This window comes from Rhodococcus sp. NPDC054953, assembly GCF_053609225.1.
Window position 1 is genome coordinate 1 of record NZ_JBSGXD010000097.1, and the last position, 1,000, is coordinate 1,000.

Consider the following 1,000-nt stretch of genomic DNA (forward strand, 5'->3'; position numbering starts at 1 on the left):
GCGTACTACCGGGCACGAGTGGACCGGCGCATCAACAAGAAGACCCGGCTGGTGGGAACCTCCCACGGGTACGTCCACCGCGACCTGGAACTCGGAGTGCACTACTACCGGGGCGCGGGCGCCGGTTACGTCCTGCGCGTCGCCTCGGAACAAGGCTGGAACCTCCACCCCGTACTGCGCTCGCATCCCCGGCGCCGACTCCAACTGCGCCACAGCGGTCGGCCGCAACCGGACTTCAGAAACTGACCGGTCCAGTACGCCTTCACCAGCGGTAACCCAGCGGGGTACGCGGTCGGCCCACCGACGCCTGATCTTCGGCCCGTGCCCGACGCGTGCCCGGCCGGGCGGTGCACCGCGGGCGTCCAGGGCGTGCACCACGACTGGCACGGGCCGCTAACGATCGCCGTTTCAGCAGGTGAGCGCCCCATGTTGGCCCGGTGGCACGGTGATTCCCAAGCTCCGAGCGCGAGTTCGATTCTCGTCGCCCCCTCCATCTCACACCCCGGGGTCAGCGACTTGGGGGTTCCTGCTGCGCGAGGCCGGCCTGGGGTCACGTGCCGGATCCGTGCCACATGGAGCCCTTGGGCGCCCGGACAGCGGCGCCTACAGCTCGTGCGTGACCGCCGGACACCGCCGGTATCCATTTCGCGACACACACAGTGCGTGGTGCGCACCACACGTATCCGCACCGCATACCAGTGCGTCCAGCGGCATACCCGAACAGCTTCGAGTGCCCAGCGCCCCGAGCGCCGGGAAGACTCCTTCCGGCCACACCGAGGGCGATCAGGAGCCGGGAGACCCACGTGGCTCAGGAGTCCGGGGTCTTCTCGACCCGCTCGTCCAACGCGGTCTCCTCTCCAGCACCGCGGTGGTCGAGGTCGAGACGCTGTGGTGGGAGCGCTCGGGCTGGTGAGCGTTGTGCGGGCCGCGCTCTGTCGCCGTATGCGTCCTGACGTTGTCGCGTGACCCGGCGGGCTCGGCGGAAGGCCGAGCCCGCCAC

General features: G+C 69.8%; 1 protein-coding gene. It reads left to right on the plus strand.

What is annotated here, in order from left to right; translation table 11 throughout:
- The coding region (locus ACWF62_RS20755; protein ID WP_452631334.1) for a hypothetical protein at nucleotides 1-246 on the plus strand (246 nt) is incomplete at its 5' end.
- Nucleotides 247-1,000: the final 754 nt, after the last annotated feature.